Source organism: Thiocapsa sp. C2-2m (assembly GCF_041903745.1).
GTDB lineage: Bacteria > Pseudomonadota > Gammaproteobacteria > Chromatiales > Chromatiaceae > Thiocapsa > Thiocapsa roseilacustris.
This window is the reverse complement of the sequence record NZ_JBBWVD010000008.1, coordinates 138085-163415: the sequence shown is the minus strand read 5'-3', so window position 1 is coordinate 163415 and position 25331 is coordinate 138085. Positions and strand designations below refer to the sequence as shown.

Here is a 25331-nt window from a genome sequence, read left to right as displayed (position 1 = left end):
ACAGTCTACGTCACCCTTGGAAGACGAAATTTCGGAGGAAACTCAAAGGGATTCCGCCACCGCTTTCGTTACCTCAACGGCATGCCGTTGAACGACGCCAACTTCGACCTCGAGGTGAACTTCCTCGAGTACCGGGAACACGCCCCCGACGGCAGCGTCACCCACTTCTCTTGGGTAACCGACATCCCCGTCGAGGACACCAACCTGATGACCCTGATGCGAGGAGCCCGCGCACGCTGGAAGATCGAAAACGGGTCACCGGATTGGGTCTCGAAGAGATCGCGGCCCTGCGCGCGGGTGGATCCGCACTGAACCGATGCGCGGCGCCCCGACGCCGCCATTGATCCGGTTATCCCGATGGAACCGTTGACGGCCCGGGCGAGCTGCGCCGACGGGGCCTCGGGCGGCACCGGCGGTGGTTCGGGGCACCGTATGGTCCGCGCAGCGGACCCTACGATGGTTGCGGGGTTGCGCCGTGCGGACCGAGCGCAGCGCCGGTAGGGTCCGCTGTGCGGACCGATGGCATCAACAGGCACCGGCGGTGGATTCTTGCGCCGATGGGCTCGGGCGAGCGCGCCCATCATCAATCGTACGAACCCCATGACCGATCAAACGCTCCTCGATCCGAAGAACGACTACGTTTTCAAGCGGCTGTTCGGGGAAGCGCCGGAGCTGTTGGTGGCCTTGATCAACGATCTGCGCCCGGACGTACCCGAGATCCGGTCCGCGGAGATCCTCAACCCCGGCATCCAGCCCGAGGAGCTGAGCGGCAAGTACATCATCCTGGACGTGCTTGCCCGCGATGCCGCCGGGACCTGCTACAACGTCGAGATCCAGGTGCGCCGTTATGACGCCCGGGGCCGTCGCGGGTTGTACTATTTGACGCGCGTGCTCGTGCAGCAGTTGGGTGCGGGCGAGGACTACGAGGTACTGGGCGCGGTCATCGGGATTCAACTGTTGGACTTCGACCTGTTCGAGGACGGCGCGGCGCAGCAGAACCAGGCGCTGTGGCGCTTCGAGATGCGCGACGCCACTCAACCCGAGGTGACGCTCGGGAACGTCCTGCAGCTGAATCTGATCGAATGGAAGAAAGCCGACCGGCTGGGACTCACGGCCGGTCCATTACGCGCGTGGGTGACGTTTTTCGAGCATTGGCGAGAGGAGGCCATCATGGCACAGGTCGAGCATCCCCCGATTCTGGAGGCGATGAACCGCGTTCGGGCGCTGAGCGCGGATGAGCAGGCGCGGCGCTTGGCGTTCGTGCGCGAGCGGGCGCTGCACGACGAGGTCACGCTGCTGAAGGAGGCGCAGCGCAGAGGCGAGCAGATCGGGTTGGAGAAAGGCGAACTGATCGGGCGGGAGAAAGGTCTTGAAGAAGGCCGCCGGGAAGCAGCGACGGAGACCGCCCGCGGACTCATCCAGCTCGGCGTGCTCGGCGACGAGCAGATCGCCCAGGTCACCGGCCTGAGTCTCGAACAGGTCGAGGCCCTGCGTGCGGGCGATCGGCGCTGAGCCGACATATACGGCGCAAAGACGCCGCCATCGATCCGGTCATCCCGCTAAAGCCGTTGGTGGCCCGGGTGAGCGGCGTCGGTAGGTTCCGCTGTGTGGACCGACGGCCTCGGGCGGCACCGGCGGTGGTTCGGGGCACCGGATGGTCCGCGCAGCCGACCCTACGGTGATGCGGGGTTCTCCGTGCGTCAAAGCGCTCGACGGGCCATGGGCGTAAACCGCGATTCAGATCAACAAGGCGTGGGCGAACAACGATGAGCACCGTAGTCGAGCTTTACGAAGCCCTTGCCAGCGCGCCGGACGAGCGCGCCCGGGCGCGCGTCATCGCCGAGGCGTTCGAGCGGCTGGAGGAGCGTTATCCGCATCTTCCGGATCTCGCAACGCGTACGCATCTGAGCGAGACGGAGCTGCGCCTGCAAAAGGACATCGAGCAGTTGCGTGGCGAGCTACGCCAGACCGAGCTCAGGCTTCAGAAAGAAATCGTCCAATTGCGCGGCGATTTAACGGCCGAGATCGAGCAGTTGCGCGGCGAGCTACGCCAGACGGAGCTCAGGCTTCAGAAAGAAATGGTCCAAATGCGCGGCGATATGACAGCCGCGATCGAGCGCAGCCGCAACAGCTTACTGCTGTGGCTCATCCCGCTGATGTTCGCCCAAGTCGGTGCTATGGCGGCTTTGGTGAAGCTGCTTTAACGTATCGGAAAGGGCTCCGAGCCCTTTTCGAAATCCGTGCGGACCGACGCTCTTGCGCGCGAGGCCGCCGGTCGGCGGATCAGTGCAGTGCATTCGGCGGCCTCGCCCATTCGACGGGCCACCCAAACCCAAAACGGACGCGCGACACCACACGGACGGGTGACACCAAACGAGCTCGTGACACCCGCTCCGCGGTGTCACGCCTGCCCCCGTGGTGCTCTGCGCCACGTGCCGCGATGGCAGGCGATACGAACAAGGCCCATCCGCCACCCGCCTGCCGGGGCCCCGAACGTCCGCAGAGACCTCCCCGGAAACCTCCCTGTCATCTCGCAGCCATCGCGCCCTCGGCAACAGACGCCTCCAGCCGAAAAAGCACTGATACGGGGCAACCGAACGCACCTTCTCCGTACACAAATGCACCCGAGCGTCTATGCTTGACACCGGATGTTCGTCCATAGTCGGTCGGCCCGATTGTGCTGACAAGCCGCAAGTTTTCACTTGGTTAAGCCGCCAGCTCAGCCAGAACCTCAGGGTGCTTCAGAGCGATCTTCAATAGACATAGCACCGCACCCGGCGGCACGGAGCGGCCCTGCTCCCAGTCGCGCAGGGTTGCCACGGGCGTCTGAATCAAGTCCGCGAACGCTGGCTGCGAAAGTCCTAAGGTGTTGCGGGTTATCCTGAGCAACAGCTGTTCCTCGGCGTACCTGCGGCCTGCGAGTCCCGCTTTCATCTCGGTTAGGCTTTCGCGCAAGTCCGGCAGGTCCTCCCCTGCGTCTTTTTCGATGGCCTTGGCGATCTGCTCGATGTTCACTCGGTGATCCTCTTGATCTCGTTGGGCTGGATGTTCGTCTGTTTCGATTTTTGATAGATGGCGATCAGATAGACCAATCCCTCGGCATCAAGATTGAAGTAGATCACTCGAACTCCGCCACGCTTACCCTTTGACGGCGCTGACCAGCGGACTTTCCTGACTCCATCGGCGCCGGGGATCACCTCGCCCGATAGCGGGTGCTGAGCGATCCAACTCACAAAATCGAGTCGTTCATCCTCCGACCAGATCCCATCGGCCTGCTTGCGGAAGGTCGGAGTTTCGATCACGGTTCGCATGTGAGAAAAGTACTGGATTCCAGTATTTCCATCAAGCGCGCTGACCGACGCGCGGGAGGGCTTCAGCCCGACAAATGCGCCGCAGGAGCATCCGGCACCCCGGCTGGCCACGTCGCCCGGTGGATACGGCGCGACAAGCGTCTTCGCCAAACCGCGACCGCCCTGCCGCGCGCCTTATCCTGCAACCCTCGCGGCCGGACGGGGCATTTGCCCCGTCCGGAACATTTTGGCCCGAACCTCGGCTTTGCCCGATGCTGAAAGCAACAGCTGTTCATCGGTGTACCTACGGCCCGCGAGGTACCGCGCCGAGGGCCTGCCGATCCATCTTGTCGGAATCGAGCTCAGCCGCCGGCAGTGCACCCGGGTGGGCTTCGAGGTCGAGACGCTGATGTGAGAGCCGGACGGCTTCACGCCGCTCCACATCGGTCTGTTGGCGGATGCACGATTCTGTAGGCGTTGGCAAACTTTCCAACATGAAGGCTGAGTTGCTCTTGCGCCGACGGGTCGTACTGGCGCCGCATGTGTTCGCCGAGCTGGTGATCTGGCGGTTGCCTGAGCCGTTGCGCAACAGCGTGCACCGTTTCAAGTATCGCTTGGCTCTCGTATGTACAGGCATTTGTTTGCTGCGTTACGACATTGAAGCCGGAAAAGGTGATCATCGGCATTGGGGCGACCAAGAAATGCCGCACCGCTTCGAGACAGTTGAAAGGCTGGTCGCGGCTTTCCAACGCGATAGTCAGCGGATGCGTGAGGAGAACGAGCGATGCCGATCTTGACGATGAAGGTCCAAGATCTGGGTGCGAGCCTGGGTGATTTTGCGCAGGCATGGAACACGGGCGCGCAGAGTGACCCGGTGATCAGTTTTGCCAGCCCAGAGTTGCTCTGGGAAGTGTTGACCGCCAAGCGTTGGCAAATCCTCAAGGCGATGACCGGGGCCGGTAGCCTGTCGATCCGAGCGGTAGCGCGCCGCGTCGGCCGAGATGTGAAGGCGGTGCATGCTGACCTCCATGCCTTGATCGACGCGGGCCTGATCGAACAAGACGCGCAAGGTGTCTGCTTTCCTTTTGATGCGGTGCATGTTGATTTCATGCTCGATGCGGCCTGACGCCTTTTGACTCTTGTTGTTGCTCACTTTGTTTCACCGCCCAATTCCCGAATTATTTCGCGCGGAATGCTCGCGGCTTTCCCGCACTGATCACCCCGGTGGCGCAGTGTCGGCAGGTGGAGGAGTGCGAGGAGCCCGAGGAGCGCGAAGGCGGCGTGTGGAGTGCGTCGCGGCGGTGGTCGACGCGCCCGGGTCGGGCGCCTGTGGGGAGGGTGCCCGGCGGGTGGCGACCCGCCGGGGGGGAGGGTCGGTCAGAAGGGCAGCGGATCGTCGAAGTCGTTCTCGAAGAGGTCCAGTTGGGTGACGGCGTCGGGCGGCGGGTGCGGGTCCGGATCGGTGTCCTCGCCGTCGAGCCACTGCCGCACGGCCGCTCCGTAGCGCGCCTGGATCTGCACGAGCAGTTCATCCAAACAATCCTGGACGGCCCAAGCCTGCTCGGGCGTCCAGTCCTCGGGCAGGAGGATGGTGAAGGGTTCGGGAAGCCGGTTCATGGGGCGACCTCCTCGCGGGCGGTCTGCACGTGCTCGGCGCTGACCTGGCGGGCCTGTTCCAGTGCCGCACCGGTGAGCGCGTAGTGGGCCAGACGATTGACCTTGCGGGGCATGCCGCGGGTGGCCTGGAACAGCGCCTCCACGGCGAACGGCTCGAACAGCGGCAGCTCGCAGCCGGCCAGGCGCAGCCGATGGGTCAGATAGGCCGGCAGCTCCTCGCGGGTCAGCCCGGTCACGTGATGACGCACCACGATGCGCTGGGCGAGCGACTCGTGCACCGCCATGCTCAGACGGCGGCGCAGCTCCGTGAGCCCGACCAACAGCAGACAGAGGCGATTCTCCGAATCCATTTGGTAGTTGGTGAGCAGGCGCAGATCCTCGAGCACCTCGTTGCGCAGATGATGGGCCTCGTCGACGATCAGGACAGGGCGTTGCTTGGCCTCCAGGCTCAAGCGGGTGATCTCGGTGCGGATGGTGCGGAAGGCCGCGGCGCGGTTGCGCTCCACCGGCAGGCCGAGCTCCCAGCCGATGGTCTTGTACATGTCCATCACGTTGCCGGTGGACAGCGGAATGTAGAACACCCGATAGAGGCCCGGATGCAGGTCGACGGCGACCTTGCGGCAGACCGTGGGTTTCAATCCGCGCCCGGCCAATTGGCCGGGCGATGCCTAGGCTGTTCAATTTCCCATCGGAAGGCCGAGAAATGTTCATGCAGTTTTCATGGCCGGTCTCAGAGCACGCCGACGGCGTGCGAGCATGGAGGGCCCGAGGTGCGTCTGGACCCACCGCTCGACATCAATGGTGCGCACCGATGCCATCGCCTCGCGGATGACCGGGGCAGTGAGCTCGCAGAGGAAGGCCGGAATCAGCAGCACGAGCCTGCCGACTTCTTTGAGCGGGCCGCGGGCGGTGAAGGCTTTGTAATGGCCGAAGACCGATTCGATGATATCGGAGGACGCCAGCCAGGTCGCCCCGGCGGGAAGCTTGGCCGCCTCGTGTTCGAGGTGCTGGAGTATCCGTGTCTGGAACTCGGCCACCGGGGCCGCCAGCGGTCCCTGCGCAGCCAACTCGGCCTGCACCACCGCCGGTGTGGCGCACGAGAGGCCCCGGGTTTTCAGGACCGTCTGGATGGTCTTGGACACGGCGATCGTCTGCGTCCACTCGGGCAAGCGCGCGCGATACGGCAAGACAAACACCGGTACTCGTGACCGTCGTCTCGACGGCCAGCACCGTCATGTCGCCATGCCGTGGCGATTAGCCGGTCTCGGCCAACCGGGCGACGGGAATGCCGAGCACGACCAAGCATTTCAGCGCACCCGGGCCCACCGTCTCATCGATGACGAAAATCCAATCGTCGCGCCGCGGCAGGGTTTTGAATGGCTCAACGCAATGCTCGGCCAGGTCTTGACCATCGGTTGGCCCAAACCGAGTTAGCAAAAAATCCGCCCCCCGCACCCGTTCAACCCTGGCCCCCGCACACCAGGCAGAAAGCAACGGTCGGATTCGGCCGCGAGGGCCACAATCAGATCCTCGCAGAGCCACAACCCCGAACCCTGCAGCTGCCAGAGCGGAATTTCCACCGACGCGATCAAACCTTTACGCTTGGCAAGAACAATGATTCCCGCTGTACCCGGGAGAAAAGGTCTCCATTTAGCCGACCCCGATTAATGGCACGACCTATTTTCTCGCACCCAAGACCGCCAGCGAACGTCGCAGTTGCAGCGCTATATGAACGGCGTAATGCGTTCCAGTTTGGGTTCCCGGGCTTGATCTGTCTCATTCCTGGCGGACCTCGACCCAGGCAACCAATTCAGACGCATATCCTTTTTCGGGACTCGCGATGCCGCGATAGCTCAGCTCACTCTGCAAGGTCGGCTCGATGTGCCGGTGCATCAGATCGATACGCTCCGACGGCTGGAAGACCGGATGGGCCGCGGGCGTCCGAAAGACATCGCGATAGCGCTTTTCGATCGCCGGAACGCGTTTGCCCTCCAGGTCGACGGCGATCGGGATGATGTCGGCGCCCGCGCCCGAGCCACCGCCGAAGGACTGCACCCACCAGACACTGAGGGCGATCGGTTGGTCCAGGTCGCCCTTCGCGACCGCGCCGATCCCGGCCGGCGGCGCGCTTCGCCACCGCTCCGACAGCCGGCCCAGGGTCGGATGATCGAGCCCCATCAGCACCAGAGCGTCGTCGCTCTGCGCGAGATCCCGGTCCAGCGTGCAGAGGATCGGCGCCGCTTGAGCGTCGAGCGTCAATTCAAAACGGCACGCGTCGATCTCACGGTAACGTCCGCCCTGATCTTCGACGGCCGCACGCAGGAAGGCGACCAGCCGCGCCTTGCCTGCGTCGATGTCGGCGAGGGGCTTGTAGTCGTCCAGGCTGAACCGATCCAGATCCTGAAACAGCTCGAAGACCACCCGACGCGCCTCACGGGCGTTGCTCATGGCCGCTTCAAGCTCTTCGCGGGTGCGTTTCAGCTCCGGGTCGGAGAGTGCCTCTCGATAGAGCTGGTCGTAGCTCAGCCGGTCGTTCAACTGACCGAGAATCTGACCACGCAGATCCTCCGTGACGTTGCCATGCTCGTCGACCTTGCCCAGGGTGCGGGCGATCTCGTTGAGCTTGTCGTTGAGCAGCAGAAAGATCCGGCCTTCGATGGTGTCTGAGAGGACCAGGTTATAGACCTGCGCCGTGTCCTTCTGGCCATAGCGATGGATGCGTCCGATCCGCTGCTCCATGTCCATCGGATTCCAGCCTTGGTCTCGCGCTCGCACGGAAAGGCGGCCAGCACCTCGGCGATGCGCAGACGCTCTTCGGGGAGCGCCAGCGCGACTGCCGTCGCAGCCAACTCCTCGCCCTCGGCGGTCAGTGTCTCCGCCGACTCCGATGACGCCACACTGGCCAATTGCTCTTCGTCCAGCTTGCGCATCAGCCGGAGCTTGAGGTCGGCGAGAATACGCTCGACCTCGCCCCGCCCGAGCGGATCATCCGGTAGACCGGTCTGCTCGTGGATCAGGTTCCGGGCCGCATCGATCAGGGCCTGGTGTCCATCGATATCCAGCGCCTGGTCCTTGAGGATGGCCTCGTGAAGGGTCAGCGCCAGTTGCCGACGCCGCAGCGTGCCCCGAACTGCCGCGAAGCTGGATGCGGCGATCTTCTGGAAGATCGTCATCACGAAACCCAGCGCCCGGCCCTGGTTGCCCTGCTGCTTGGCGAGGTCGAACCCATCGAGCAAATACTCGCGCAGCTTGCCGTAGAAGGCCGTTTCGGCAGGGGCCATGACAAAGGATTCCGTATGCACCCAGCGGCGCGTAAACAGCGGCGCCCCGTCCGGCGTGCAGGCATCGGCCTTGGTGCGGCGGTAGACCACCGCGTTGAGCCGATGGCGTTCCTCGACCATCTCTTCGGGGCTCTTGAACAGGGTCGGATCGAGCAACTGAACCAGCATCCAGAAGCGAAAGTGGTCGCCTTGGTGTGGGGTAGCGGACAACAGCAGCAGATCGCGCGCGTGGTCGCGCAGCGCCTCGGCGAGTTTGTAGTTCTCGGTCTTGCGGACCTTGCGGCCGTTGCGATAGGCGGACAGATGATGTGCCTCGTCGAACACCACCAGATCCCAGGTTGGCGCCTCCTTCAGGCGTTTGATGCGCGCCGGTCGCTTCAGGGTGTCGACGCTGGCGATGAGGCGGTCGTGCTTGGCGAAGGCGTTGCTCTTGCGGTCGGTGACGTCTCCCTCGGTGCCGAACACCTCGAAATCCAGGTTGAAGACCTCGTTCAGCTCGCGGTGCCAGTTGCTGACCAGGCCGGCGGGGACGACCATCAGGGCACGCGTCAGCTCCCGGCGACTGGCCAGCTCACGCAGGATCAGCGCCGTCTCGATCGTCTTGCCGAGCCCGACTTCGTCCGCCACCAAAAAGCGGCGGGGCGCGGCGGTCGCGACCTGATGCGTCAACACAACCTGATGCGGCAGCAGATCGATCTGCGCGGAGGTCAGCGCCGCCGCGTTGTCCATCAAGGGCAGCGCGTAGGCCTCCAGATGCAACCAGGCATGGCGCAGCCGCTCCGCGCCGCCCTGAACATGCGCGATGATCGCCTCGGTGCGACAGGTGACGATCTGGAGCGACGCGGCGAAGACCTGCCGCTCCCCGCCGGTGAAGAAGACCCGCACAGTGCCGTCGGAGGCGACGGCGAGCACTACCCCTTCACCGAATTCGGGATGGCGGACGCGCTGTCCGGGCTGAAAATCGAGCGGCATGGGATGCGATCCCGGTCAGTCAGGATCGGGGGCGAGCGTTGTCGGCAGAGCATCCACTTTAAGCGCCATACCCCGAAACTCCCCGGACTCGGTCTGAACGCGAACCTTTAGGACGCAGGGTCCGTCGAAGTGTATCGGAGAAAAAACCAACATGAACTGCGCCATCAGGAGCCGATCGGCCCTTTGGTTTTCTTCCATGTCGGCATCCACAGCAGATGCCGCCGCCAGCTCCGCATCATCCACAATCAGTTCTTGCAGGGTCTCTTCATCCTTCAAGACCTGCAAGGTCAAAGATCGGAGCGGTGCATTCGCGGGGGTGAGGATCCTGACGGCCAGGCAGAGCTTAGGTAGCGTGACCGGAAAGGCGCGAACAAACAGCCCCCCCGAATAGACCCCGATATAGGAGAGCTTGCCGCCGACCTCATGGCGGATGTCGTCACAAAAGAGGGTCTCGACGTGGCGTGCGATCATGGCTGCTTGGCTCGTACGATGGCTTCCTGCCGGTTTAGCGCCTGATCCAGCGTGTTCAAGTCGATGTCAAGCGCAGCAGCGAGCTTTCGGCAGGTCTGAATGGCGAGGTTCTCGGTGCCGCGCTCGATCCGAGCAACATGGGATTGACTCGTCCCCAATGCCTCGGCCAAACGGGTTTGAGACCAGCCTTTCCGCAGCCGCAGGGTGCGCACCGTATCGCCGTCACCGGGATAAAAGGTCTCCGCGACCCAATGTCGGCCTTCCTCGATGGCTGCCCGCTTTTCCGGGTTCTGCTCCCAACATTCGACCAGATCGCCGATCGTGACGTGTCGAGCGGGTGCCTTCGCCTTAGGCACGGCGTAGTCTTCAAAGGTATATATCTGACAGCGGGCGTTGCTGCTGGTCTCAACCGCCGTGCCGGGTTGGCCGACAACCTTCTCATAGCTCTTGATAGGCGCGGAGGATGCGCTGGCTGAAGGGATGGCTTGAGTCATAGTCGAATTTCCGCGGCGCGATCGCCAAAACGTGGTAGTGGTGTTGTTTGGGTGCAAAGGCATAGACAACGCGGTAGCGGAGTCCTTTGTCCTCCAGATCCCAAACCTTCAGGCGCCAGAGATCTCGCCCCTTGTTCCACTGCTCGAACCACTTGCTGACATGAAAATCGGCCGAGCGATGAGCACCGTAGTCATGCTGTGTCAGACGGTCGAGGAGGTCGAGATAGCCTTCCAATTGCTCGAACAGGGCCAGGAGACGGGCTGCCGCTCGGCGCCCAAAGGATCAGACCGGCCTGGCCCTCGTAGAAGTCCTGAAAGGAGAAGACGGCCTCGCGCAGATCGGTCTCGAGCCACTGAGCGGCGTCTTCGCCGGAGAGAACATCGAGACAGCCTTCCAGCCCGGCCACGATGAGTGCGTCTCCCTCGGCGGCCGGCAGCTCGTCCGGCCAGTCATCCACCAAGTCAATCCTGAAGCCGCTTCTTGGCGGCTGAATAGACCTGGCTCCGATCCCTCCGCCCGAGTGCAATCACAGTGATATAGACCACCTCATCGTCGACCCGATAGACGAGCCGATAACCCACGCCACGCAATTTGATCTTGTAGCAATCCGCCATCCCCGAGAGTGCGGCGGAAGGAACGCGCGGATTAGTCATCCGCTGCGCCAGTTTCTTCTTCAGCGGACCGCGGACACTCGGGTCCAACTTGCGCCATTCGGCCAGGGCGAGCTCATGGAAGCGCAGCCTATAGTTCATCGAGCATGACATCGACAAAGGGACCATCGGCGCGCTCACGAACGAGCGCGGCATCTTCGAGGTCCTCGAGCTGAGCCATTAGCCGTTCGTAGAAATCCGCCGACAAGAGATAAGCCTCCGGTTGATTGCGGTTGAACACGGCGACCGGGTGGTCTTCGGCTTCCCGGATGACGTTGGCATAGTTACGTTTGAGCTCGCTGACACTCACTGCGACCTCGGCGAGGATATTCTTCATCGTGTCTTACCCCTGATGGCTACCAAGTGCCGCGCCCCAAAGATCCAAATCGAGAGACACGAATGAAAAGATCAGGCGATTTCCGTGAATAGGCATGCCGAATGTGCATGTTGGAAAGACCTGTAGGGGCGAATTCATTCGCCCCTACACGCCAGTCGATCTTATCCCGGAAATCACCCAAGCAGAAAGCGACACGCATCGGCCTGTGCCCGTCAACTGATCCGCGGATGATGCAGCCCGGCCCACTGTTTGCCGTCGTAGTCGGCGCTGGAATCGTCGCTGCTCAGCAGTCGCTCGACCTCGTTCTCGGCGCCGGAGAAGAGCAGACGGCCGATCGGCAGGCCGTCGGGGCCGGCGTCGCGATGCTTCCAGTGGTAGGTCTCGCTCGCGCCATTCATGCTGATGCGGTTGCGGCCGCTCGGCACCCATAGGATCAGACCGGCCTGGCCCTCGTAGAAGTCCTGAAAGGAGAAGACGGCCTCGCGCAGATCCGTTTCGAGCCACTGGGCGGCATCGTCGCCGGAGAGGACATCGAGACAGCCCTCGAGCCCGGCGACAATCAGCGCGTCGCCCTCGGCGGCGGGCAGCTCGTCCGGCCAGTCATCCACCAAGTCGAAGAACTGGCGCAGCGACAGCACCGCGCCCGGCGGCGCGAGCCGGGCAAGGACGTCGGCGTCCCAGAGCAGCGCAAAGCCGCGTCGGGACCAGCCCTGGTTGTAGCGCACACGTACCATTCAATCACCTCCTGCCGCGTCTCCGTAGGTTGGGCAAAGCGCAGCGTGCCCAACGGCTCCCTGCGATGACGGCGCAGGTTGGGCACGCTGCGCTTTGCCCAACCTACTGGCTGTATGCGGCCGAGACTTGTCATGCCGCCATCGCTCGTTGTGCCAACAATCGATGCTCTTCGGTCATCTAGGCCGAAGGTTGGGCAAAGCGTAGCGTGCCCAACCCAAACCCTTATTCAAAGTTAAACCCCTGGATCTCCGTTGGCTCGATCGTGCCCCAATCGGGTGCATACCATCCTTTTTGAACGCACCGCTGGAAAGAACTATATGGCCATTCTCCTGCTGACCGCGCATAACCATGCTTCACTGGATTGAAATGAATATAATCGATATGCCGCCGCCAGTCTTCTTCGTCGCGGATGGTATGTTCCCAAAATCGTCGCTGCCAAACCATCCGCTCCCGTTTTTGTCGTCTTGAATCCGATTGTTCAGCGGTTGTCCCAATACAGCCGATACTAAAATAACGCTTGATCCGGCTCCATCGCCCCGAAAAATCCCGGTCCCCTTCAGGTAAATGCCATAGGGCATGCAGGTGGTCCGGCAGGATCACGATCGCATCCAAAGCGAATGGATACTTCTCGATCTCGCGTTTGAATGCCGCTCGCAGGCGATCGATATGGTCAGGCCGAGTCAGAATGGGCTGACGCTCATAGGTCACGAGTGTAAAGAAGAAGCTCCCGCCGGATTGTTGCGATCTGCGATACCGCATGATGTCCTCTCGCTGGCGTTTGGTTGGGCACGCTTCGCTTTGCCCAACCTACTTTCTTCGGCAAGGCGTAAGCTCCCGGGTCGCCCGACGCCGGCCACGACGACCTCCTGAAAGATGATATCCGGAGTCCAAAACTCGGGAAACAAGGCGTCCAACAGATCGAGCCGCCCGATCAGCGACAGCGCAACCAAGGGCCCGGCGTTGATGACAGCGCGCTCGATGAGCATCACGCGAACTCTTCGTCCAGATCGTCTCCGCTCAAATCGACCACCGGAACCCCTGCGCGGCCTGCGGCCAGAAGAAAGGCGACCCGCCCCATGCCGCAAAGCACTGCGGCTTTGCCCGAGGAGATTCGCCCCTGCTCGAACAATTTGAGCGCCAGCAGAAAACGCGCCTCATCGGTGCGCATTCCACGCCATTCGGCCACCTGTTCCACCACTATCCGGCCGGCGACTCCACCGGCATTCGGCCACCCGTTCCACGGCCATTCGGCCGGGGCAGTCGGAGCGAAGCGACGCAGGCGGGTCATTGTTACTCGGTGGGTGTGGTCGGCGTCAACGTCCGGGCGTGACGTTTGCGCATCGACTCGCCTTTGAGGGTGATCCGGTAGGCGTTGTGGACCAGCCGATCGAGGATCGCATCGGCCAGGGTGGGATCACCGATCAGGTCGTGCCAATGCTCGACCGGCAGCTGGCTGGTGATGAGGGTGGCGCGCCGGCCGTGGCGATCGTCGAGCAGTTCGAGCAGATCGCGCCGGGCCTCGGCGTCCAGGCCCATCAGTCCCCAGTCGTCCAGCAGCAGTAAATCGGTGTTGGCGAAGCTGCGCATGAGCTTGGGGAAGCCGCCGTCGGCGTGTGCGAGGCGCAGCTCCTCGAACAGGCGCGGGGCACGCAGATAGCGGGTGGTGAAGCCCTGGCGGCACGCCTGCTGTGCCAGGGCGCACGCCAGCCACGTTTTTCCGATGCCGGTCGGGCCGAGGACCAGGCAATTGAGACCCTCGCGGATCCATTGGCCGGTGGCCAGTTGGGTGACGAGGCCGCGATCCAGGCCGCGCGGGGTGGTGTAGTCGATATCTTCCAGACAGGCGCTGTGCTTGAGCTTGGCCTGGCGCAGGCGGGTCTGCAGACGGCGCTCCTCGCGGGCGGTCAGTTCCCGGTCCACGAGCAGGCCGAGGCGCTCCTCGAAACCCAAGGTGTGGATGTCGGGCAGGTCCAGCTGCTCGCGCAGTGCGGTGGACATGCCGGTGAGGCGCAGCTGTTGGAGCTTCTCCAGGGTGGGATGATATAACATGGGGTCGGACTCCTCTCTGGGGGTGTGACGGTCAGTGGAAATAGCCCGGACCACGCAGGTGGTCGTGGGCGGCGGGGAGATCCAAGCTGTGCTGCTCGGGGAGGGCTTGGCGGTCGAGGCCGCGTTGCAGGATCGACTCGATGCTCTTGTAGCGGCAGGCGTTCAGACGAAGGGCCCGCGCACAGGCGGCCTCCAGGCGGTCGTGACCGTAACGCTCGCCCAGACGCAGGATCCCCAGACAGGAGCGGAAGCCCTGCTGGGGATGCGGACGGTTGGCCATGATGTGACCGATGACCCCGGCGGTGGCCGGTCCGGTCTTTTCGGCCCAGCGCACCAGGCGTTCCGGGGTCCACTCGGCGTACTCGCGATGGGCCTTGGGCATGTGCTCGGCGACGGTGGTGTGGCGGCCCTTCAGCGGGGAGCGCACATGGCTGGCGATGCGCTGGCGGTGGTGGAAGCATTCGACCGTGTGGTCGGTGAGGCGCACGTCCAGCGCCTGCTTCACCAGGGTGTAGGGCACCGAGTAGTAGTGCCCGTCGACCTCGACGTGGTAGTCGATGTTCACCCGCACCCGCTTCCAGGTCGCGTAGACGTAGGGGGTCAGAGGGAGCGGACGCAGTGCCGGACGATCGATCGTCTCGAAGGCCGTGCGTCGCGAACCGGGCAGTTTCTTGAAGGGCCGCTGATTGAGCCGTTCCAGCAGGCCGCCGATCGCCGTGTTCAACGCGCTCAGGCTGAAGAAGCTCTGGTGGCGCAGAGCCGCCAGGATCCAGCGCTCGACGATCTGCACCCCGGTCTCCGCCTTGGCCTTATCGCGCGGTTTGCGCACCCGTGCCGGCACCACGGCCACGCCGTAGTGGTTGGCCAGCTCCAGATAGGTGGGATTGAGATCCGGCTCGTAGCGATGGGACTTGCTCACGCCGCTGCGCAGATTGTCCGGGACCAGAATGGCTGGAACCCCATCGAAGTAGGCGAAGGCCCGCACATGCGAGCCGATCCAGTCGGCCAGGGCCTGCGACCAGGTCGCCTCGGCGTAGGTGTAGTTCGAGGCCCCGAGCACCGCCACGAAGATCTGCGCGGTGCGGATCTCCCCGCTGGCCGGATCCACGACCTCCACCGTGTGCCCGGCATAGTCCACGAACAGCTTCTCCCCGGCACGGTGGGTCTGACGCATCACCACGTCGAGCGCGCCGCTCCAGTCTTCGTAGCGCTTGCAGAACCAGCTGTAGCCGAAGCCCTCGGGGTGCTCCGCCCGGTACTCCTCCCACAGCAGCATCAGCGTCACACCGGGACGGCGCAGCTCTTGATGCACCACCGTCCAGTCCGGCACCACGCGGGTGTCGGCCGGCACCGCCGGTGGCGGCGGAAACAGCCGCCGCTCCAGCTCCCGATCGCTCAAGGCCTCGGGCAAGGGCCAACTCAGCCCCGCGGCGGCAAAGCGCCGCTCGTACTCCCCGACGCTGCTGCGCGACACCTGCAGGCTCGCCGCGATCTGCCGAGCCGACAGGCCGACCTCGAACCGCAGGCGCAAATACTCACGAATCTTACGCATGGACAACCGCTCCATCTCGACCCCTCGCTTCGAAAAAAGGGTCGATCTTAGTGGATCGTGGTCCTGCGTCGCCCCCTGCCCGGGGGTGGCCGAATGGCCGTGGAATCAGTGGCCGGATCGCCGTGGAACGGGTGGCCGAATCAGCGTGGAATCAGTGGCCGAATGCCCGTGGAATGGGTGGCCGAATGGGCGTGGAATACGCAAATGGTTCCAACCCGAAGGGCCGGGTTTTCTGATTGCTACCATTGGTAGCAAATCCGAGAAGCGGCCTGTTTAAGGTCGATCGGGATTGAAAAGGCGGGTTTTTCTGATTTGGCACCAATGGTGCCAAAGATCAGAAACCGACCAAACGTGACCGCAACCACGCAAGGGTTGCGCCCGTTACTCACGTGAGTTACGGGCGCCTTCCGCGGTCGCCTATGGGTTGCCCTCCACGGCATCGACCCACGCCAGGCGGGCGGCTTCAAACGCCTTGCGGGCGGCCCGGGCCTTGCGTTCGGCGGCCGTGAGCTCGGCGCGGATCATGCGGGCGGCGGCTTCCATGCGCTCGAACTCGGCTTGGGCCTGGTCGCGGGTGGCCTTGAGGGTTTGGATTGAAGGCTTCATGCTGCGCGCTCCGCCCTCGCCCGGAGGGCCTCGGCGACGATGCACGCCCGTTCGGCGGCGGCTGCGGCTTCGCGCTGCGCGATGTCGTCATCCAGGGCCGCGCACAGCAGGCGGGCGGCGGCTTCCACGGGGGTTTCCCCGGTGTCGGCGGCGATGCGCTCAAGGGCTCGCGAGTGCCGACCGGACAGGGCGTCGTTGAAGGCGTCGGCGATCTGGAGCAGGCGGGCCGACAGGATGTGGGCGGCGCTCGCGATTCCTGAAAGGCGGTCGCGCTCGAACTCCGTATCAACGGACTCATGGTCTTCGATGTCGAGCGTTCGGGTCAGGCCTTGCAACGCCCACGCCGTTCTCCACAGCTCATCCATTCCGGTGTATGCGGTGCTCATCGTTCGATCTCCAGCGGGGGTTGGCGGTCTCCAATGAAGCGAAGCGCAGCCTCGGCGCGGGCCTGGACGGCGCCGAGGTGGTGGTCGTGCGCGAGGGTTGCGACGGCGCGCAGGGTGGCGTTGTTGCCGGTGCCGATCGCTCGGCGGATGACGCGCTCAAGTCGGCGCGCGTGCGTGCTGCTATGCTGGCGGTTAGCCATGATTCACCTCGGTATCAGGTGGGTTGTGGTCAGGCATCCTCGGGCGCGCCAACGCCCTTGGGTGCCGCTTCACTTCGGTTTCGCGCTTCTCTTTCCCTCCCTCAGCTTCTTGCAGATATCCCGGACCAGGGGCCTCGACTCCGCGGGTACCCAGTCAGTGACCGACACGAATCCTTCTGCTCGCATCCGAGCACGCCATTCGGCCATGCGGACGCGGGTCGGTTTCCCTTTCTCGGTATCGGTAACATGTGACATATGCTTAGTGTAACAGCGTGCGGGCGGAATTCTATACCGTTCGTCGGGTTTCTCGGTCGGCGCTGGATCCTCAAGGGGTCGCGCAAGTGATCGCCGATACTGGCGATTTTGGCGGGTGCGGTCGGAAGGCGATACCCGATCCAGGATGGGTTCGGACCTTTACTACACGTGTGGTAAACCTCAGCAGCTTTGTCGGAAGGCGATACCCGATCCAGGATGGGTTCGGACGATAAGGTCACGTGTGTGTAACCTTATGGGCGGAGTCGGAAGGCGATACCCGATCCAGGATGGGTTCGGACCCTAGATTCTGCTTGCGAAGAACAAATGGAAAATGCCGGAAGGCGATACCCGATCCAGGATGGGTTCGGACCTTGATCGATTTTTAAAGTCTTTAATTTTCGATCAGGCCGGAAGGCGATACCCGATCCAGGATGCGTTCGGACGCAATTCGGGATTCGGATCCCGAATTTAAAACGCGCCGGAAGGCGTGACACGATCCAGATTGCGTTCGGACGTTGCGGAAAAGCCACGTTGTGCCGGTTCCGGCACAACGTCGGAAGGCGTGACCCGATCCAGGTAGCGTTCGGACCCTGGGGTTAAGTCGCGTCTCAAACGCGACTTTGGCCGGACGTCGTGACAGTCACGGCGCTTACTTTTGAAACCTCGCGACGTCGCGAGGTTGTGACCGTCACTTACCCGGGGCGTCTCCTTACAGAGTAGGAGACCCCAACCGGGGCAGGGTGTTGACCGGCCGCGGTCACGTCGTCGTTCTGAATCTCGCTTTTTGCTTCGGTCTCGACAGGCGATTCAGCGGGTTCAGGTGCCGTTTCCGGGGTGTATTCGGGTTCAGGTACTTCTTCAGTCGCGGTTTGCGAGCGCTCGCATACCGGCGCAAAGTATTCATCCGGGCAGGGCGTTGTTCAGCGGGGCGGTGGTACCAGGCGGATCCGGGCGCGTCGCGCGGCGGCGGCGGCTTCCCGGTCGAGCCGTGCGCGCTCTGCTCGGAACCAGGACCGGAAGATCTCGACGGCGGTGTCTTCGTCGGTCGCACGCAGGTCGAACCCGCCCGAGTCGTTGGCGGCGATCAGGGGGCCGTCGATCTGCAGTTGTACGCTGTTCGTCACTGTGACGGCGGATCGGCGGCGGTGGTGATGACGAGAGATGTCTCGTTTCTGGATCGCGCAGGCACCTTGCCCCACGCGTGCCCCGTGCCATGCAGGCGGTTGACGCCGTTGGCGAAGCCGGGCGGGACCAGCGCGCCTTGCGCGTCGGGCGCCGGTCGGTCGGACCCGAACAGGACCTCGAATCCGTCGAAATCCCGTGACGTGACGCAAAAGGCCACGTCGGCGGCGTCGGCGAGCTTCGTCCAGGTGGTGCGGTTGATCTCGATGTGTGCCACGTCGGGGTTCCGTTGAAAGGGGTTGCCGGCTCACCATGGACGCGCCGGCGGCGACTCCTTCCCCCATGGCGGGGTCCATCGCAAAATCAAACCTCGAGATTGACCTCGGAGGGTGCGCGCCCGAGCTCGCGGGTGTCGCGCAGCACCAGCAACAAGTCTACGGCGTTCATCTCATGCAGCCGGGCGGTGGCGCGGCGGGCGGCGGCGATCTGCTCGGGGGTCGGCTCGGCGGTCGTGCGCACGGCAAGCCAGGCGTCGACGTCCTCGAGGACCTTCATCACGCGCGGATGGTCGGCGCTCATACGCCTTTCCCGGTGAAGGTGATCCGTGGCCCGGACGGCTCGCGGACGCCTTCCGGGTCGGCGAGCACAAGTCCGGCCTCGCGGGCGGCGTCGCGGATCGCCTGCAGCTCGCCTTCGGCCTTCTCGATCTGGCGATCCAGCTCCTCGAGGCGCTTCTCGCGGGCGGCGGCCGGGAGTCCCTCGTTCGGAATTCGCAGCGCGGCGACCCGCTCGGCGAGCTTGGCCTTGATGGTCTCGGGGCCGACGAAAAAGCACAGCGCGGCGTCGGATACGCTGCGCCGGGTCTCCAGCTTGCGCGGCGCGTCCCATGTCTTGTAGTGGCGCAGCAGGTGGAAGAGTCCGGTTTCTTCGCTGCGCTCAAGATCCAGGTGGCGCGCGACGTAGCTCGGGCCGATGCCTGCAAAGTGGTCGAGCTGGCGATCCAGGGCCTCGCGATAGTGCGCGGCGGCGCCGTCGATGCGCAGATTCAGCGCGTCGATGATGTCGACGCGGTTGGTCGGGGCGGCGGCGACGTCTTCGCGTTCCTGCTTGAGACGCTCGACCGAGGCGCGTAGCGCGCTGAAGTCTCCGGTGGCCTTGCCAAGGGCCGCACGCAGACCGCTGATGACGCTTTCGAGGTTAGCCATGGGTGGCGACCTCCGCACGCTGGCGGGCGGCGTAAGCGCCATAGCGGCGGGCGAGCTCGGGGTTTTCGCGGGCGAGGCGCAGTGGAGCGGTCGCCCTCGGCTCCCCGTGCATCACAAGCGTGTCGATCGTGGCGCGGTATGCGTCGGCGACGCTGTTGTCGAGCGGCGGCGGGGCGTGATCGGCGGCGGCTTGTGCGGCGAGTTCCGCATGTTCGCGAGCGGCGCGCAGGACGGCCTCGGGGCGGCTCATGCCTTCGGACTGGTATCGGGCGCGGACGGCTTCGAGCCGGGTGGCGGCGCTGTCGGTTGGCTTCATGGTGGATCCTCGGGGACTGGTCAGGGTTGATGCGAAGGTGCCTGCTCGATCGGCCATGCCGGCCTTGACGATGGCGGAGCCGACCAGGAGTCCGCCACGGCCGTAGTTGGTCGCGACGGTGGCGGGTGTCGTCGCACGGTAGCGGGCCACGTCGGCGAGGAAGACCGCGGCGAGGGCGTCGACCGTGCGCTGTATCTCGGCGCGGCCGTGCTCGGTCTCGGGCGTCGCCTGCTTGAGCGGACTTTGCGAAGAGATGACCTTGGTCGGGGCGTTGCGGTCGGGGCGGTAGGTCGCGACCACGCCGATGGAGCCGACCAGGGCGGAGCGACCACAGACGATCTCGTCAGCGGCCGATGCGAGCCAGTAGGCGGCGCTCGCGGCCATTCCCTCGACATAGGCCACGACGGGCTTGCGGCTTTGGCGGATCAGGGCAGCGAGCTCCGCGGTACCGCAGACCACACCTCCGGGACTGTCGATGTCCAGGACGATCCGTCCCACGCCTGGAGCGTCGTTCGCGGCGGTGATCTCGAGGGCGAGGGCCTCGACGGTGGGCCAGCCGAGGAGTCGGCTCAGGAAGCTGTTGCGGCGCAGGATGGGGCCGTACAGCGGAATGATGCGCACGCCAGGCGCTGGCTGGCGATCCAGGGCGGCGCGGCGCTGCAACTGGTCGGTAGCGCGCGGGTCGGTGGCGAGGCGCTCCAGTGCGTCGGTGATCGGGCGTAGGGCGTCGGGCTCGATTGCCCAGGGGTCGGTAAGTGCGTCGAGCATTCTGCACGGCCGGTGGTGTGGCGGTGATCGCATCATCGGCCGGGCAGGGCAACATCAACAGCGTCAGCTCGCGTTGTTGACGATGCGCGACAACTGCATCGGCGTCCCGGGCAGCGTGCCGAATTGTCGGGCGGCGAAGAGCTCAGCGCGCAGCAGCGAGGCGCCGGGCGGCGGCTCCGGTAGGTCACGCCAGCGGGGCCAGATGACCGACTCGAAGCGGGCGATCTCATCGGCCAGGGCGAGGCATCCGCGCCACGGCGAGGCGGCGCCGATGATGCCATGGGCAGCGACCAGGTGCCGGTCGCGTAGCGCGCGGCGGTGCAGCGTTCGGGCGGTCTCGCGGCCGGGGGCGCCGGTAAGCCCAAGGGCCTCGTCCAGCGTCGCGGCGTCGGCGGAAAGCCAGCGCTCGATCGCGTCGACCATGCGGCGCTCTGGCGATCCGGATTCAAAATTGAAGGCGGACAAGCGGCGCGCGACGGCGATCAGGGACTCCGCGGGACTCATACCCAATCCCATCCTTCGGGCAGCGCCGTGCCGGTGTCGCGCATGCGCCCGAGTCGCGTCTTGATGCTGCGGATCGCGATGCGTGCGCGTTCCTCGTCGTACCAGCGCAGGACGGCAGCCGGCTCGAACCGGTGGGACTGCCCCGGTCGACCCGAGATGGCCGGAACAAGCGGAAACTCGGCTGGCTGTCGCACAATCCAGGACCGGACGCTCGCGGTTGACCAGTGGACCCCTCGCTCGCTGAGAAGAAGCTCGGGTATGCAGGTAGTCTTGATGTAACCCATTGAATCAATAACCATAAAAGCTCCGTATAAGTACCTAGCCAAAGTCCGGGGCTTTGCCGCCCGCACCCTACGCGGGCGGTGGAAGGACCCACTTACGATCCGATAATGACGCGGCCGACCGCTCTCATGTCTTCGATCGCTGCTCCGCAGGCGTACCGGACCCATACGGAGCCCGACGCGTCGACCGTGATCTCAGACACGGCGGCGTCGAGTTCCTCGAAGGTGAGGGCCGACCAAAGCTCCGATACTTCCCAATGCCGACCGTTGGAAACCGGCGGCGCGGGCTCGGGGCGGTTTACCGCCTGATACTTTTTGCACGTGGTCGAGCGCGTCGTGATGAAGACCTTCCGAGCGACCCGACACAGACGCTCACCCTGGACGAAGAAGCGACACTCGGGGCAGTGCACGGGCGGCCGTGCGATGTCTTTACGGCTCATGGATTCCACCTTGCCACGCCAGCAGCGACGGCGGCGGCGTGCATCTGGGGTATGAAGCGCGGGTTGCGCGCTAGGTTGTCGAGATACTCGGCACGCAGCTCGGGGTCCGTCTCGCCGATGGCGTCGAGATAGGCGTCGGCGAGGGTCCGATCGGCTGGATCCAGGATGGGCGGCGGGGCGACCTGGGGGTTCTGCTCGTTGCCCAGTATCTGGACGATCTGGGCCTTGTAGATCCGCACCAGCTCGCGATGCGTTGTCGTGACGCGCGAAGCAGGGCGAACAATCAAGTCGTCCCCGTCCGCTTGGAGCTCCAATCCAGCAGCGCGGAGCCGTTGAATGGCAGCGGCGGCGCTCATCAGAATCGGGCCTCATCGGCTTCGCGTAGTCTATCTATGCCTACTGACGCCTCCGGGCTGTGCGCGTTTGAAACTAAAGTTTGCGCAAACCCCTTCGACTCCTTCGCACTCCTTCGCCACGCCTGTTCAACCCCTTCGCGGACTCCTTCGCACGCCTCAAACCCCTTCGCAGCTTGGCGAACCGAGGCAACCCAGTCGTGGGAGTCTTCTAACCAGCTGTTGGAATCCTCGCTGCGAAGGCGCAAGCGAAGCCCGTAGATGCAGGATGCACGGGTGCGGGGGTGTTGGCCGTTCTCCAGCAGGTAACCAAGTGACTCGGCAATATCCATCAGGACCGTTCCGAACTTCACGACGGACACCGGGCGGCGGTTCTGTTCGTCGCACCATTTGAGATAGTTCGGATACAGGCGGTCGTGCCAGTGCGCGAAGGTGATCGAGCCGGACTCGCGGACCTCCTTCTTCTCGCCGATCTGCGTCACATAAAGGTCGTGGTCGGCGGTTTTATCGGGCCGACCGGGAATGCACGACAACATCATCCAGTCCGCAACCGTATTGCCTGCGGCCATACCGAGCAGGTTGTCGGCGGCGACCCGTTCGGGAGGGGCTTCGATACGTCGGCGGATCTCCGCAACAGGCATATCCAGCAGCCAGTTGATGAGACCGGGCATCTCGGCATGCAGGACGCCTTGCTCGCCTCCGCGGCTGCGCCAATCCTCGCGTTCGGCCGGGGTTGCCGTTCTGGGGAATCGCACCATGACGCGTCGGCGCTCAAGCCCCGAGGTGGCGTCGGTCGATGCTATCTGCTCGTTCGTCGCCAGCAGGACTAGTCCGTTGAAGACGAAGGAGCCCGATTGCTGCACATGCTTGCGCTCAAGGGGGATGCTGTCGCCTCCGGTAACCGCTTTCAGCATGTTGAGCGCGCCTCCGTGCCGTCCGGCTTCGTTGATCATGGCAAGGCGTTTGCCGTAGAGCTTGGCAGTTTCGAAGCGGTTTTCTTCCAGGTCTCGCAGCGAGCTGATAGCGACGTTGACGGCTCCGACTAAAGCCATCGCGAGACGCTGGAATGTCCCCTTTCCCGATCCTCCTCGACCAATCAAAACGAGGAACATTTCCAGAAAAATCCCACGCACCAGGGCGGCGAGCCACGCACGGAGCAGTTGCACCGTTTCTTCATCATTTTCGACCGCCGACGATAACCACGCCTTGATGTTCGGGCATTTGGCGGTCGGGTCGAACCGATGGGGGAGCGACCAATCCAGCGCGTAATCCGGTGCTGCTGGCTGCAGGGTGCGGGTCTTCAAGTCCAGTAGGCCGTTCTCGAACGGGACCACGCCGGTAGGCCAGGTCGGAGGAGGAAGGAGCCCGCGGCGGCAGGCAATGCCGGTGATGCCGGTCAGGTAGCCGAGTCGGTAGCCGAGCGGGTCCGTCCCCACGGCCACGGCGTCGGCGATCAGCTTCTCGGCGGGGGCTGCGGTCACCAGGGGGCGCCAATGGGTGCCGACCCAAAGGAGCCACGAACCGGCTTCGGCATCCCATGCGAGACGATCGGTCAAGGCGCGCGACACGACGTCGGCGGCGGCTGAGTCGATCATGCGACGCGGACCTTTCTCCCCGTTCTCGATCAGCTCACCAGGCGTAATTGCGAAGGGGTTGCGAAGGGGTTGCGAAGGGGTTGAACCCGCGTGGCGAAGCAGTTCGAAGGAGTCGAAGGAGTTACAGGATAATAAGGAAGCGTTTTCCTCCTCATCTCGCGCGCGTAGTTCATCCATGCCTACCGGACCGTTTCGGGCATTTTCGCCGCGGGGGCTTTCGCTACCCGAAGGGGGGGGCGGCGCGGACCGTCCATCGGCAACGCCACGGGCATACCCGTCGGCAATGGTCTTGCGTTCGGCCTCGATGTTGATCGGGGCGGCTTCGCCGTTCGTATTGGTGGGGCGCATCCGCTCGGCAAACTCGGCGAGGATAAAATCCAGGGCCGATTCGGGGAGCCCGTCGCGCGCTGCAAAGGACCCGAGCTTGTAAATTTCCGCGTGGCGACCGAGGGCCGGGTCGTCGTGCGTGCGGCGGGCTCCGTTCCAGGCGAGGCGGCGCGCCTTCGGGAGCCATTCGGCGGCGGGCTCGGTGCTCGAGGGCGTCTCGATCGGGGCTGTCGTGACGTGCGGCGGGCTCAGGATGGCATCGCGGTCGAGCCCGAGCCCGAGGATAAGGTCGTCAAGGGTGACGCGGGCCGCGGGCTCCCAAGTTAAAAGGCGGTGGGGGTGCGGCGGGTCGTGCTTTGTGTTGGAGCCGACCGGGAGCCGGACGTAACGAACCGGGTTGTTCCCGTTCTTGTCGGCGGTGATGTGGCCCGCGTCGGCGAGGGCACGATGCAAACGGGTGGCCGCCCCCACATCCTCGATCGGATCCGCCAGCCTGTAACCGACCTGACAGTTCGATCGGCCTTCCGGTCGGGAGGTTTCCAGGATCCACGTCGGGGCAATGCCTTTCAGCGGCGCGGCGTCGTCGAGCACGACACACACCAAGCGCGCAAAATTCTCAAGGCGTCGGTGTTTCTTTCCCTTTTGATCCGTTTGCAGCGTTGCAACCGAGAAATAGGTATTGCGGTCGGGGTGGTCGCCTACAGGGCCGGCTACAGGATACCCGCCCCATTGGATCGGCTTCGCCTTGTTGGGGTGGGTCGGAAAGTGAGCGCACCATAGGTATTCTGATTCCGGGAGTTCTCCGAACAGTGCGGCGAGGAACTCGGCGTTGGTGATTGCGTCGGACACGTCGGTCTCCGTGATGTACGGGACCGACCGGACAGGCGGGCAGGGGCGCGACAGACCGACCGCGGACGCGGTATGATTGTCTCGCCGGTGCTCGGACTCTTATCCAGTCGGAGCTTAATCGCGAAGGGTTTGCGAGACCCTTCGTGGACGGCTTTCAATGTACTCGGGTCGGTCGCCCATCTCAACGCCTCGACGGGAGTCGGTTCCTGTCGGGGCGTTTTTCGTCCAGCGCTTCGAGCTCTTGGCGCGTCGTGCTGCACGTCGGTCTTGGCTTCGGCGGCTCATGATGCCGCACTCCTAACCGGCTGGACTTCCGCGGCTCGGGCGTAATCCGTCAGCGCTGTTTTCCTGTAGAAGACTCGGGCGCCGATACGGGTATAGGCGGGGCCACGTCCTTCACTCCGCCAGCGGGCGAGCGTGCGCTCGGTGCAACCAAGCTCCGCGGCGGCGTCGGTGGGCCGGATGTAGTCGTCGGCGAATCGCATCGGTGTGTCCTTTTTGGCTGTCGTTGGGGGTTACATGTCGACAGAGACACTCTATGCAGACTTAATTCGACTGTCCTCCGGGAATCCCGGAAAGCGCGGCGTCAGTTTCGGTATGGTTTTTGCCTATTCTTGTATCATTTCGGAAGTCTTCCGTTTTGATACAAGCAGGGCACGCTGCACCGTCAACGTC

General features: G+C 64.1%; 36 protein-coding genes and 1 CRISPR repeat array. Of the genes, 5 read left to right on the top strand and 31 right to left on the bottom strand.

Features of this window, described 5'->3' with window-relative positions; genetic code table 11:
• Nucleotides 1-81 precede the first annotated feature (81 nt).
• The 3 genes from AADX97_RS08270 (at nucleotide 82) to AADX97_RS08260 (ending at nucleotide 2204) form a co-directional block, all read left to right on the top strand.
• The gene (locus AADX97_RS08270) at nucleotides 82-312 is read left to right on the top strand and encodes a hypothetical protein (RefSeq protein ID WP_374235230.1); all 231 of its coding nucleotides are present in this window, start codon (nucleotides 82-84) and stop codon (nucleotides 310-312) included.
• Nucleotides 313-600: 288 nt separating this feature from the next.
• Entirely contained in the window at nucleotides 601-1512 is a 912-nt protein-coding gene (locus tag AADX97_RS08265) for an Rpn family recombination-promoting nuclease/putative transposase (protein ID WP_374235231.1), read from the top strand.
• Nucleotides 1513-1766: 254 nt separating this feature from the next.
• Nucleotides 1767-2204: a DUF1640 domain-containing protein gene (locus AADX97_RS08260; protein WP_374235232.1), complete on the top strand. Its 438-nt coding sequence runs from the start codon at nucleotides 1767-1769 to the stop codon at nucleotides 2202-2204.
• A gap of 502 nt (nucleotides 2205-2706) precedes the next feature.
• On the opposite strand, the gene AADX97_RS08255 is transcribed toward AADX97_RS08260, so the two are convergent.
• Together AADX97_RS08255 and AADX97_RS08250 are read right to left on the bottom strand one after the other, a co-directional pair.
• Entirely contained in the window at nucleotides 2707-3015 is a 309-nt protein-coding gene (locus AADX97_RS08255; RefSeq protein ID WP_374235233.1) for a helix-turn-helix domain-containing protein, read from the bottom strand.
• Nucleotides 3012-3461 (bottom strand): hypothetical protein, encoded by a 450-nt coding sequence (locus AADX97_RS08250; RefSeq protein WP_374235234.1) that lies wholly within the window; start codon nucleotides 3459-3461, stop codon nucleotides 3012-3014. Before AADX97_RS08250 ends, AADX97_RS08255 begins: the two co-directional genes overlap by 4 nt.
• Nucleotides 3462-3748: 287 nt before the next feature.
• Between AADX97_RS08250 and AADX97_RS08245 the strand changes: the two genes are divergently transcribed.
• Both AADX97_RS08245 and AADX97_RS08240 read left to right on the top strand, forming a co-directional pair.
• The gene (locus AADX97_RS08245) at nucleotides 3749-4087 is read left to right on the top strand and encodes a DUF6516 family protein (RefSeq protein WP_374235235.1); all 339 of its coding nucleotides are present in this window, start codon (nucleotides 3749-3751) and stop codon (nucleotides 4085-4087) included.
• Nucleotides 4075-4416: a winged helix-turn-helix transcriptional regulator gene (locus AADX97_RS08240; protein ID WP_374235236.1), complete on the top strand. Its 342-nt coding sequence runs from the start codon at nucleotides 4075-4077 to the stop codon at nucleotides 4414-4416. The genes AADX97_RS08245 and AADX97_RS08240 overlap by 13 nt, the downstream gene beginning before the upstream one ends.
• A 251-nt stretch (nucleotides 4417-4667) precedes the next feature.
• On the opposite strand, the gene AADX97_RS08235 is transcribed toward AADX97_RS08240, so the two are convergent.
• The 29 genes from AADX97_RS08235 to AADX97_RS08095 all read right to left on the bottom strand — a co-directional run bounded on the left by AADX97_RS08235 (nucleotide 4668) and on the right by AADX97_RS08095 (nucleotide 25141).
• Nucleotides 4668-4907, bottom strand: coding sequence for a hypothetical protein (locus AADX97_RS08235; RefSeq protein WP_374235237.1), 240 nt, complete (start codon nucleotides 4905-4907; stop codon nucleotides 4668-4670).
• A complete protein-coding gene (locus AADX97_RS08230; protein WP_374235238.1) occupies nucleotides 4904-5545 on the bottom strand; it encodes an ExeA family protein in 642 nt (213 codons plus the stop codon). The genes AADX97_RS08235 and AADX97_RS08230 overlap by 4 nt, the downstream gene beginning before the upstream one ends.
• A 69-nt stretch (nucleotides 5546-5614) precedes the next feature.
• Nucleotides 5615-6103 carry a hypothetical protein gene (locus tag AADX97_RS08225; protein WP_374235239.1) on the bottom strand — a complete coding sequence of 163 codons (489 nt, stop codon included), beginning with the start codon at nucleotides 6101-6103 and terminating at the stop codon, nucleotides 5615-5617.
• 1338 nt (nucleotides 6104-7441) lie between these two features.
• Nucleotides 7442-9160 (bottom strand): DEAD/DEAH box helicase, encoded by a 1719-nt coding sequence (locus tag AADX97_RS08220; protein WP_374235240.1) that lies wholly within the window; start codon nucleotides 9158-9160, stop codon nucleotides 7442-7444.
• Between the two features lie 15 nt (nucleotides 9161-9175).
• Nucleotides 9176-9631 (bottom strand): DUF6941 family protein, encoded by a 456-nt coding sequence (locus AADX97_RS08215; RefSeq protein ID WP_374235241.1) that lies wholly within the window; start codon nucleotides 9629-9631, stop codon nucleotides 9176-9178.
• Complete coding sequence (locus AADX97_RS08210) at nucleotides 9628-10125, bottom strand: helix-turn-helix domain-containing protein (RefSeq protein WP_374235242.1); 498 nt, start codon at nucleotides 10123-10125, stop codon at nucleotides 9628-9630. The genes AADX97_RS08215 and AADX97_RS08210 overlap by 4 nt, the downstream gene beginning before the upstream one ends.
• Nucleotides 10070-10360, bottom strand: a complete 291-nt coding sequence (locus AADX97_RS08205) for a hypothetical protein (protein WP_374235243.1) — start codon at nucleotides 10358-10360, stop codon at nucleotides 10070-10072. Before AADX97_RS08205 ends, AADX97_RS08210 begins: the two co-directional genes overlap by 56 nt.
• Nucleotides 10317-10583 (bottom strand): hypothetical protein, encoded by a 267-nt coding sequence (locus AADX97_RS08200; protein WP_374235244.1) that lies wholly within the window; start codon nucleotides 10581-10583, stop codon nucleotides 10317-10319. The genes AADX97_RS08205 and AADX97_RS08200 overlap by 44 nt, the downstream gene beginning before the upstream one ends.
• A 4-nt stretch (nucleotides 10584-10587) precedes the next feature.
• Complete coding sequence (locus AADX97_RS08195) at nucleotides 10588-10878, bottom strand: type II toxin-antitoxin system RelE/ParE family toxin (RefSeq protein ID WP_374235245.1); 291 nt, start codon at nucleotides 10876-10878, stop codon at nucleotides 10588-10590.
• The gene (locus AADX97_RS08190) at nucleotides 10868-11113 is read right to left on the bottom strand and encodes a type II toxin-antitoxin system Phd/YefM family antitoxin (protein ID WP_374235246.1); all 246 of its coding nucleotides are present in this window, start codon (nucleotides 11111-11113) and stop codon (nucleotides 10868-10870) included. Before AADX97_RS08190 ends, AADX97_RS08195 begins: the two co-directional genes overlap by 11 nt.
• A gap of 212 nt (nucleotides 11114-11325) precedes the next feature.
• Nucleotides 11326-11847: a hypothetical protein gene (locus tag AADX97_RS08185; RefSeq protein ID WP_374235247.1), complete on the bottom strand. Its 522-nt coding sequence runs from the start codon at nucleotides 11845-11847 to the stop codon at nucleotides 11326-11328.
• A 223-nt stretch (nucleotides 11848-12070) separates the two neighbouring features.
• Complete coding sequence (locus AADX97_RS08180; protein ID WP_374235274.1) at nucleotides 12071-12610, bottom strand: transposase; 540 nt, start codon at nucleotides 12608-12610, stop codon at nucleotides 12071-12073.
• Nucleotides 12611-12833: 223 nt separating this feature from the next.
• Nucleotides 12834-13136 (bottom strand): UPF0175 family protein, encoded by a 303-nt coding sequence (locus AADX97_RS08175; RefSeq protein WP_374235248.1) that lies wholly within the window; start codon nucleotides 13134-13136, stop codon nucleotides 12834-12836.
• 2 nt (nucleotides 13137-13138) lie between these two features.
• Entirely contained in the window at nucleotides 13139-13897 is a 759-nt protein-coding gene (gene istB / locus AADX97_RS08170; protein WP_374235249.1) for an IS21-like element helper ATPase IstB, read from the bottom strand.
• A 31-nt stretch (nucleotides 13898-13928) separates the two neighbouring features.
• The gene (gene istA / locus AADX97_RS08165; protein WP_374235250.1) at nucleotides 13929-15464 is read right to left on the bottom strand and encodes an IS21 family transposase; all 1536 of its coding nucleotides are present in this window, start codon (nucleotides 15462-15464) and stop codon (nucleotides 13929-13931) included.
• Between the two features lie 402 nt (nucleotides 15465-15866).
• Nucleotides 15867-16055 carry a hypothetical protein gene (locus AADX97_RS08160; RefSeq protein ID WP_374233595.1) on the bottom strand — a complete coding sequence of 63 codons (189 nt, stop codon included), beginning with the start codon at nucleotides 16053-16055 and terminating at the stop codon, nucleotides 15867-15869.
• Nucleotides 16052-16441 (bottom strand): hypothetical protein, encoded by a 390-nt coding sequence (locus tag AADX97_RS08155; protein ID WP_374233594.1) that lies wholly within the window; start codon nucleotides 16439-16441, stop codon nucleotides 16052-16054. Before AADX97_RS08155 ends, AADX97_RS08160 begins: the two co-directional genes overlap by 4 nt.
• Nucleotides 16438-16641 (bottom strand): hypothetical protein, encoded by a 204-nt coding sequence (locus AADX97_RS08150; RefSeq protein ID WP_374233593.1) that lies wholly within the window; start codon nucleotides 16639-16641, stop codon nucleotides 16438-16440. Before AADX97_RS08150 ends, AADX97_RS08155 begins: the two co-directional genes overlap by 4 nt.
• A 375-nt stretch (nucleotides 16642-17016) precedes the next feature.
• Nucleotides 17017-17485: a CRISPR direct-repeat array (repeat unit 35 nt; unit sequence CGGAAGGCGATACCCGATCCAGGATGGGTTCGGAC).
• Between the two features lie 331 nt (nucleotides 17486-17816).
• Nucleotides 17817-18020: a hypothetical protein gene (locus AADX97_RS08145; protein WP_374233592.1), complete on the bottom strand. Its 204-nt coding sequence runs from the start codon at nucleotides 18018-18020 to the stop codon at nucleotides 17817-17819.
• The gene (locus tag AADX97_RS08140) at nucleotides 18017-18295 is read right to left on the bottom strand and encodes a hypothetical protein (RefSeq protein WP_374233591.1); all 279 of its coding nucleotides are present in this window, start codon (nucleotides 18293-18295) and stop codon (nucleotides 18017-18019) included. Before AADX97_RS08140 ends, AADX97_RS08145 begins: the two co-directional genes overlap by 4 nt.
• 86 nt (nucleotides 18296-18381) lie before the next feature.
• Nucleotides 18382-18597, bottom strand: coding sequence for a hypothetical protein (locus AADX97_RS08135; protein WP_374233590.1), 216 nt, complete (start codon nucleotides 18595-18597; stop codon nucleotides 18382-18384).
• Complete coding sequence (locus tag AADX97_RS08130; RefSeq protein WP_374233589.1) at nucleotides 18594-19223, bottom strand: hypothetical protein; 630 nt, start codon at nucleotides 19221-19223, stop codon at nucleotides 18594-18596. Before AADX97_RS08130 ends, AADX97_RS08135 begins: the two co-directional genes overlap by 4 nt.
• Nucleotides 19216-20307 carry a S49 family peptidase gene (locus AADX97_RS08125; RefSeq protein WP_374233588.1) on the bottom strand — a complete coding sequence of 364 codons (1092 nt, stop codon included), beginning with the start codon at nucleotides 20305-20307 and terminating at the stop codon, nucleotides 19216-19218. The genes AADX97_RS08130 and AADX97_RS08125 overlap by 8 nt, the downstream gene beginning before the upstream one ends.
• A gap of 63 nt (nucleotides 20308-20370) precedes the next feature.
• The gene (locus AADX97_RS08120; RefSeq protein ID WP_374233587.1) at nucleotides 20371-20811 is read right to left on the bottom strand and encodes a hypothetical protein; all 441 of its coding nucleotides are present in this window, start codon (nucleotides 20809-20811) and stop codon (nucleotides 20371-20373) included.
• Nucleotides 20808-21110: a hypothetical protein gene (locus AADX97_RS08115; protein WP_374233586.1), complete on the bottom strand. Its 303-nt coding sequence runs from the start codon at nucleotides 21108-21110 to the stop codon at nucleotides 20808-20810. Before AADX97_RS08115 ends, AADX97_RS08120 begins: the two co-directional genes overlap by 4 nt.
• Nucleotides 21111-21187: 77 nt before the next feature.
• A complete protein-coding gene (locus tag AADX97_RS08110; protein WP_374233585.1) occupies nucleotides 21188-21532 on the bottom strand; it encodes a hypothetical protein in 345 nt (114 codons plus the stop codon).
• Nucleotides 21529-21888, bottom strand: a complete 360-nt coding sequence (locus tag AADX97_RS08105) for a hypothetical protein (RefSeq protein WP_374233584.1) — start codon at nucleotides 21886-21888, stop codon at nucleotides 21529-21531. The genes AADX97_RS08110 and AADX97_RS08105 overlap by 4 nt, the downstream gene beginning before the upstream one ends.
• The gene (locus AADX97_RS08100; protein WP_374233583.1) at nucleotides 21888-24656 is read right to left on the bottom strand and encodes a DUF5906 domain-containing protein; all 2769 of its coding nucleotides are present in this window, start codon (nucleotides 24654-24656) and stop codon (nucleotides 21888-21890) included. Before AADX97_RS08100 ends, AADX97_RS08105 begins: the two co-directional genes overlap by 1 nt.
• Before the next feature lie 281 nt (nucleotides 24657-24937).
• Nucleotides 24938-25141: a helix-turn-helix transcriptional regulator gene (locus AADX97_RS08095; RefSeq protein ID WP_374233582.1), complete on the bottom strand. Its 204-nt coding sequence runs from the start codon at nucleotides 25139-25141 to the stop codon at nucleotides 24938-24940.
• Between the last annotated feature and the right edge of the window lie 190 nt (nucleotides 25142-25331).

Excerpts from the sequence above, each read along its gene's own strand:
- AADX97_RS08220 (WP_374235240.1), bottom strand. The coding sequence starts at position 9,160 with ATGCCGCTCGATTTTCAGCCCGGACAGCGCGTCCGCCATCCCGAATTC.
- AADX97_RS08215 (WP_374235241.1), bottom strand. The coding sequence starts at position 9,631 with ATGATCGCACGCCACGTCGAGACCCTCTTTTGTGACGACATCCGCCAT.
- AADX97_RS08195 (WP_374235245.1), bottom strand. The coding sequence starts at position 10,878 with ATGAACTATAGGCTGCGCTTCCATGAGCTCGCCCTGGCCGAATGGCGC.
- AADX97_RS08135 (WP_374233590.1), bottom strand. The coding sequence starts at position 18,597 with ATGAGCGCCGACCATCCGCGCGTGATGAAGGTCCTCGAGGACGTCGAC.
- AADX97_RS08130 (WP_374233589.1), bottom strand. The coding sequence starts at position 19,223 with ATGGCTAACCTCGAAAGCGTCATCAGCGGTCTGCGTGCGGCCCTTGGC.
- istB (WP_374235249.1), bottom strand. The coding sequence starts at position 13,897 with ATGTTATATCATCCCACCCTGGAGAAGCTCCAACAGCTGCGCCTCACC.
- AADX97_RS08105 (WP_374233584.1), bottom strand. The coding sequence starts at position 21,888 with ATGAGCGCCGCCGCTGCCATTCAACGGCTCCGCGCTGCTGGATTGGAG.
- AADX97_RS08110 (WP_374233585.1), bottom strand. The coding sequence starts at position 21,532 with ATGAGCCGTAAAGACATCGCACGGCCGCCCGTGCACTGCCCCGAGTGT.
- AADX97_RS08260 (WP_374235232.1), top strand. The coding sequence starts at position 1,767 with ATGAGCACCGTAGTCGAGCTTTACGAAGCCCTTGCCAGCGCGCCGGAC.
- AADX97_RS08185 (WP_374235247.1), bottom strand. The coding sequence starts at position 11,847 with ATGGTACGTGTGCGCTACAACCAGGGCTGGTCCCGACGCGGCTTTGCG.
- AADX97_RS08125 (WP_374233588.1), bottom strand. The coding sequence starts at position 20,307 with ATGCTCGACGCACTTACCGACCCCTGGGCAATCGAGCCCGACGCCCTA.
- AADX97_RS08175 (WP_374235248.1), bottom strand. The coding sequence starts at position 13,136 with ATGACCCGCCTGCGTCGCTTCGCTCCGACTGCCCCGGCCGAATGGCCG.
- AADX97_RS08270 (WP_374235230.1), top strand. The coding sequence starts at position 82 with ATGCCGTTGAACGACGCCAACTTCGACCTCGAGGTGAACTTCCTCGAG.
- AADX97_RS08210 (WP_374235242.1), bottom strand. The coding sequence starts at position 10,125 with ATGACTCAAGCCATCCCTTCAGCCAGCGCATCCTCCGCGCCTATCAAG.
- AADX97_RS08265 (WP_374235231.1), top strand. The coding sequence starts at position 601 with ATGACCGATCAAACGCTCCTCGATCCGAAGAACGACTACGTTTTCAAG.
- istA (WP_374235250.1), bottom strand. The coding sequence starts at position 15,464 with ATGGAGCGGTTGTCCATGCGTAAGATTCGTGAGTATTTGCGCCTGCGG.
- AADX97_RS08190 (WP_374235246.1), bottom strand. The coding sequence starts at position 11,113 with ATGAAGAATATCCTCGCCGAGGTCGCAGTGAGTGTCAGCGAGCTCAAA.
- AADX97_RS08115 (WP_374233586.1), bottom strand. The coding sequence starts at position 21,110 with ATGGTTATTGATTCAATGGGTTACATCAAGACTACCTGCATACCCGAG.
- AADX97_RS08095 (WP_374233582.1), bottom strand. The coding sequence starts at position 25,141 with ATGCGATTCGCCGACGACTACATCCGGCCCACCGACGCCGCCGCGGAG.
- AADX97_RS08150 (WP_374233593.1), bottom strand. The coding sequence starts at position 16,641 with ATGGCTAACCGCCAGCATAGCAGCACGCACGCGCGCCGACTTGAGCGC.
- AADX97_RS08120 (WP_374233587.1), bottom strand. The coding sequence starts at position 20,811 with ATGAGTCCCGCGGAGTCCCTGATCGCCGTCGCGCGCCGCTTGTCCGCC.
- AADX97_RS08240 (WP_374235236.1), top strand. The coding sequence starts at position 4,075 with ATGCCGATCTTGACGATGAAGGTCCAAGATCTGGGTGCGAGCCTGGGT.
- AADX97_RS08160 (WP_374233595.1), bottom strand. The coding sequence starts at position 16,055 with ATGAAGCCTTCAATCCAAACCCTCAAGGCCACCCGCGACCAGGCCCAA.
- AADX97_RS08155 (WP_374233594.1), bottom strand. The coding sequence starts at position 16,441 with ATGAGCACCGCATACACCGGAATGGATGAGCTGTGGAGAACGGCGTGG.
- AADX97_RS08245 (WP_374235235.1), top strand. The coding sequence starts at position 3,749 with ATGCACGATTCTGTAGGCGTTGGCAAACTTTCCAACATGAAGGCTGAG.
- AADX97_RS08235 (WP_374235237.1), bottom strand. The coding sequence starts at position 4,907 with ATGAACCGGCTTCCCGAACCCTTCACCATCCTCCTGCCCGAGGACTGG.